The organism is Pseudomonas oleovorans subsp. oleovorans (genome assembly GCF_002197815.1).
In the GTDB taxonomy this organism is placed as follows: domain Bacteria; phylum Pseudomonadota; class Gammaproteobacteria; order Pseudomonadales; family Pseudomonadaceae; genus Aquipseudomonas; species Aquipseudomonas oleovorans.
The window spans coordinates 1-4,106 of the sequence record NZ_NIUB01000074.1 but is presented as its reverse complement, the minus strand read 5'-3'; the positions used below and the strand labels follow the sequence as shown (position 1 = coordinate 4,106).

At 61.2% G+C, this 4,106-nt stretch carries 5 protein-coding genes and 1 pseudogene; 2 read left to right on the top strand and 4 right to left on the bottom strand.

The features are described from left to right. The 4 genes from PSOLE_RS23195 to PSOLE_RS23180 all read right to left on the bottom strand — a co-directional run. The coding region (locus PSOLE_RS23195) for an REP-associated tyrosine transposase (RefSeq protein ID WP_088339361.1) at window positions 1-509 on the bottom strand (509 nt) is incomplete at its 3' end. Window positions 510-639: 130 nt separating this feature from the next. Beyond that, on the bottom strand, window positions 640-1,434 hold the full coding sequence (locus PSOLE_RS23190; protein WP_003464077.1) for a thymidylate synthase: 795 nt from the start codon (window positions 1,432-1,434) through the stop codon (window positions 640-642). Beyond that, window positions 1,434-2,234, bottom strand: coding sequence for a prolipoprotein diacylglyceryl transferase (gene lgt, locus PSOLE_RS23185; RefSeq protein WP_003464080.1), 801 nt, complete (start codon window positions 2,232-2,234; stop codon window positions 1,434-1,436). The genes PSOLE_RS23190 and lgt overlap by 1 nt, the downstream gene beginning before the upstream one ends. 10 nt (window positions 2,235-2,244) lie before the next feature. Beyond that, window positions 2,245-3,027 (bottom strand): sulfite exporter TauE/SafE family protein, encoded by a 783-nt coding sequence (locus tag PSOLE_RS23180; RefSeq protein WP_003464085.1) that lies wholly within the window; start codon window positions 3,025-3,027, stop codon window positions 2,245-2,247. 128 nt (window positions 3,028-3,155) lie between these two features. Here PSOLE_RS23180 and PSOLE_RS23175 point away from each other — a divergent pair, with 128 nt between their 5' ends. Both PSOLE_RS23175 and PSOLE_RS24050 read left to right on the top strand, forming a co-directional pair. Beyond that, on the top strand, window positions 3,156-3,899 hold the full coding sequence (locus PSOLE_RS23175; RefSeq protein ID WP_003464088.1) for an NRDE family protein: 744 nt from the start codon (window positions 3,156-3,158) through the stop codon (window positions 3,897-3,899). A gap of 102 nt (window positions 3,900-4,001) precedes the next feature. Next, a pseudogene (locus tag PSOLE_RS24050) lies at window positions 4,002-4,106 on the top strand (IS110 family transposase); the annotation flags it as partial.

Below are 4,106 nucleotides of genomic sequence, written 5' to 3'. Positions count from 1 at the left end.
TCGTCACCGCCCCGCCCACCCCAATCTGCCGGCAGGAGCCCACGCGCGACATATCGATGGAAGCTCGAATATGGCCAGTCACCAACCTGACTCACCAGGTCATGCTTCACCGGGTTGAAATGGATGTAGTCGACATGCCTCGCGAGATCCTCCTCATCACGGATACGGTGCTCCCAGAAGCGCCTTTGCCAGATTCCCTTCTCACGCTTTCTGGATTTGCTGGCGCTGACGTTGGGCCTGGCGGGTAGCGCGCGGGAAAACTGGCTTTTGATCGATGCCCAACGCAGGGAATAGTCCTGATCATCCTCAGGCAGCTCCCATATGGCATGCAGATGATCGGGCAAGACGCAGATGGCGATGGTCTTGAACGGCATGCGCTTGTTGGCCTCGACGTAGACCTGGCGCAGCAGCGCGATTTCTTCCACCAGTGTGCGGGAACGACGATCAGCGAGAGTGACCGTGAAGAAATAGGTAGCACCGGCAATCCATTCGCGGCGGTAGTTGGGCATGGGCAATCCTTTGTCCATTGGGAATGATGCGGAGCGGTGTTTGCGGTGGGCTGAAGCCCACCCTACATCCTAGTAGAACTTACAGACCGTAGGGTGGGCTTTAGCCCACCAGAGCCCACGCATTTCCATCTCAGACGGCCACCGGCGCCTTGATATGCGGATGCGCCTCGTAGCCGACCAGCTCGAAGTCCTCGAATTTGAAGGCCAGCAGATCCTTCACCTCGGGGTTGAGCTTCATGGTCGGCAGCGGCAGCGGTTGGCGGGTCAGTTGCAGGTCGGTCTGCTCGATATGGTTGGCGTACAGGTGGCAGTCACCGCCGGTCCAGATGAACTCACCCGGCTGCAGATCGCACACCTGCGCCACCATCAGCGTCAGCAGCGCGTAGCTGGCGATGTTGAAGGGCACGCCAAGGAAGATGTCCGCCGAACGCTGATAGAGCTGGCAGCTGAGCTTGCCGTCCGCCACATAGAACTGGAACAGCGCGTGGCACGGTGGCAGGGCCATCTGCTCGACCAGCGCCGGGTTCCAGGCCGAGACGATCAGGCGGCGCGAATCCGGATTCTTCCTGATCATCTCGATCAGCTTGGCGATCTGGTCGATGGACTCGCCGTTGGGCGCCGGCCAACTGCGCCACTGGTAGCCGTAGACTGGGCCGAGGTCACCATTCTCGTCGGCCCATTCATCCCAGATGCTGACACCGTTGTCCTTGAGGTACTTGATGTTGGTGTCACCCTGCAGAAACCACAGCAACTCGTGGATGATCGAACGCAGGTGGCACTTCTTGGTGGTGACGAGAGGGAAGCCGTCGGCCAGGTCGAAGCGCATCTGGTAGCCGAACACGCTGTAGGTGCCGGTACCGGTACGGTCTTCCTTGAAGGTGCCGTGCTCGCGCACGTGGCGCATCAGGTCGAGATACTGTTTCATCAGGCGGCTCGTTGAACGGGCTGGCGCTTGTAGGCGTAGGCGATCAAGCCGATGCCACCGAGGATCATCGGCAGGCAGAGAACCTGCCCCATGGTCAGCCAGTCCCAGGCCAGGTAGCCCAGCTGGGCATCCGGCACACGGACGAATTCGACGATGAAGCGGAACACCCCGTAACAGGCGGCGAACATGCCGGATACCGCCATGGTCGGACGTGGTTTACGCGAATAGAACCAGAGGATGGTGAACAGCGCCACGCCTTCCAGGGCGAACTGGTAGAGCTGCGACGGATGCCGCGCCAGTTGCTCGGGGTCGGTGGGAAAGACCATCGCCCAGGGCACATCGGCGGCCTTGCCCCACAGCTCGGCGTTGATAAAGTTGCCAATGCGTCCGGCACCCAGGCCAATCGGCACCAGTGGTGCGATGAAGTCCATCAGCTCGAAGAAGCTTTTGCCGTTGCGCTTGCCGAACCACCAAGTCGCCAGCATCACCCCGATCAGCCCGCCGTGGAAGGACATGCCGCCTTCCCAGACCCGCAGAATCTTTGCCGGTTCGGCGATATAGGCAGCAAAGTCATAGAAGAACACGTAACCCAGACGGCCGCCGAGAATCACCCCCATGGCCACCCAGAACACCAGATCGGACAGTTTGTCCTTACTCCAGGTCGCATCGAAACGCTCCAGCCGGCGCGAGGCCAGCCACCAGGCACCGCCAATACCGACCAGGTACATCAGGCCGTACCAGTGGATTTTCAGGGGACCAAGGGCGATGGCCACCGGGTCGATCTGCGGATAAGGTAGCATCCAGGACTCCTTAAATGAAAAAACTCAGGCCCACGCTCAGCAGCAGCAGGGCGAACAGACGCTTGAGCAACAGGGGCGACAGGCGATGAGCCAGACGCGCCCCCAAACGGGCAAAGAACATGCTGGTCATGGCGATCCCCAGTACTGCCGGAAGATACACGAAACCGACGCTCCATGGCGGCAGATTCGGATTCCCCCAACCGGTAAACATGAAACTCAGCGCACCGGCAATGGCGATCGGCAAGCCACAGGCCGCCGAAGTGGCCACCGCCTGCTGGATCGGCACGCTGCGCCAGACCAGAAAGGGCACGGTCAGCGAACCACCGCCAATGCCGAAGATCGCCGAAGCCCAACCGATCACCCCGCCGGCTACCGTCAATGTCGGCTTGCCTGGGACACCGCGACTGGCCTTGGGTTTCAGGTCCAGCGCCATCTGCGCAGCAACGATGATAGCGAAGGTACCGATGATCTTCTGCAACCAAGGCCCCTGGATCAGCGCTGCGGTTAGCGCCCCCAGCGCTGCACCCAGCAGGATACCCAGAGTCAGCCAGCGAAACAGCGGCCAGCGTACCGCGCCCTTGCGGTGATGCTCGAGCAGCGAGTTGATCGAGGTAAAGATGATCGTCGCCAGGGAAGTGCCCACTGCCAGGTGAGTGAGGATTTCCGTTGCCAGACCCTGTGCGGTGAAGCTCAGCACCAGCACCGGCACGATGATCAGACCACCGCCCACGCCGAACAGGCCAGCCAGCACACCGGCAGCCGAGCCCAGTACCAGGTAGAGCAGCAGCTCCATAGACACCCCCAAAAACAAAGCGGCATGGTAGCGGAAATGTCTCCTCAACGGCACACGGATCGACGGAACGGTTGCCGCCCCTGGCTGAGCTCGCTAGCCTGCCAGACTCCGCCATAGGAGGAATGCGCATGTGCCTGATCGTCTTCGCCTGGCAGCCCGAAAGCCCGACGGTGCTGCGCCTGGCGGCCAATCGCGACGAGTTCTACTCACGCCCCAGCGCCGCATTGAGTGAATGGCCGGATGCACCTGGCGTATTCGCCGGTCGCGATCTGCAAGCTGGGGGTACCTGGCTCGGCGTTACCGCGCAAGGCCGCTTCGCGGCGCTGACCAATATCCGCGATCCCAGGCAGAAAGCCGGCCCGCGTTCACGCGGCGCGCTGACAGCCGACTACTTGCTGGGTCAGGAGTCGGCGCCGGCCTATCTCGACAGGATCATGCGCGATGCCACCGAATATGCCGGCTTCAATCTGCTGGTTGGCGATGCTCAACAGCTCTGGCATTTCAATTCTCAGGAAGGACAGCCCAGGCAACTAGAGAGCGGCATATATGGCCTGTCCAACGCCAGCCTCGACACGCCCTGGCCGAAGCTGCTGCGCGCCAGAGATGCGTTGAGTGAGCGCATCGATGGGGTGGATGAGGACTTGCTTGAGATGCTGAGCGACAGCAGCCAGCCAGCCGACCACCTGCTGCCGGACACTGGCGTAGGACTGGCCACGGAGCGCCTGCTGTCGAGTGTGTTTATCGCCAGCGCCACCTACGGCACTCGCGCCAGCACGGTGCTGAACCTCAAACAGAATGGCGGCTGGAGCATCACCGAGCGCAGCTTCGGCCCACATAGCACCGTACTCGACGAGGTCGCGTTACGTCGGTAGCCCGTTACGTCGGTAGCCCAATGAGATGGACTCCTCCCTCCTACGGCGTCATTGCGCCAGACTGAAGGTTACGAAACAAACAATCCCGGAGGGGGAGCCCGCATGAAACTTAAACGCATAGGCGTGGATTTGGCAAAGCAGGTTTTTCAAGTTCATGGTGTCGACAGCCATGAGCAGGTCAAATGCCGCAAGCAACTCAAACGGCAT

What these genes read in the sequence shown, in the direction of transcription:
- PSOLE_RS23190 (WP_003464077.1), bottom strand. Translation starts at nt 1,434, where the DNA reads ATGAAACAGTATCTCGACCTGATGCGCCACGTGCGCGAGCACGGCACC.
- lgt (WP_003464080.1), bottom strand. Translation starts at nt 2,234, where the DNA reads ATGCTACCTTATCCGCAGATCGACCCGGTGGCCATCGCCCTTGGTCCC.
- PSOLE_RS23180 (WP_003464085.1), bottom strand. Translation starts at nt 3,027, where the DNA reads ATGGAGCTGCTGCTCTACCTGGTACTGGGCTCGGCTGCCGGTGTGCTG.
- PSOLE_RS23175 (WP_003464088.1), top strand. Translation starts at nt 3,156, where the DNA reads ATGTGCCTGATCGTCTTCGCCTGGCAGCCCGAAAGCCCGACGGTGCTG.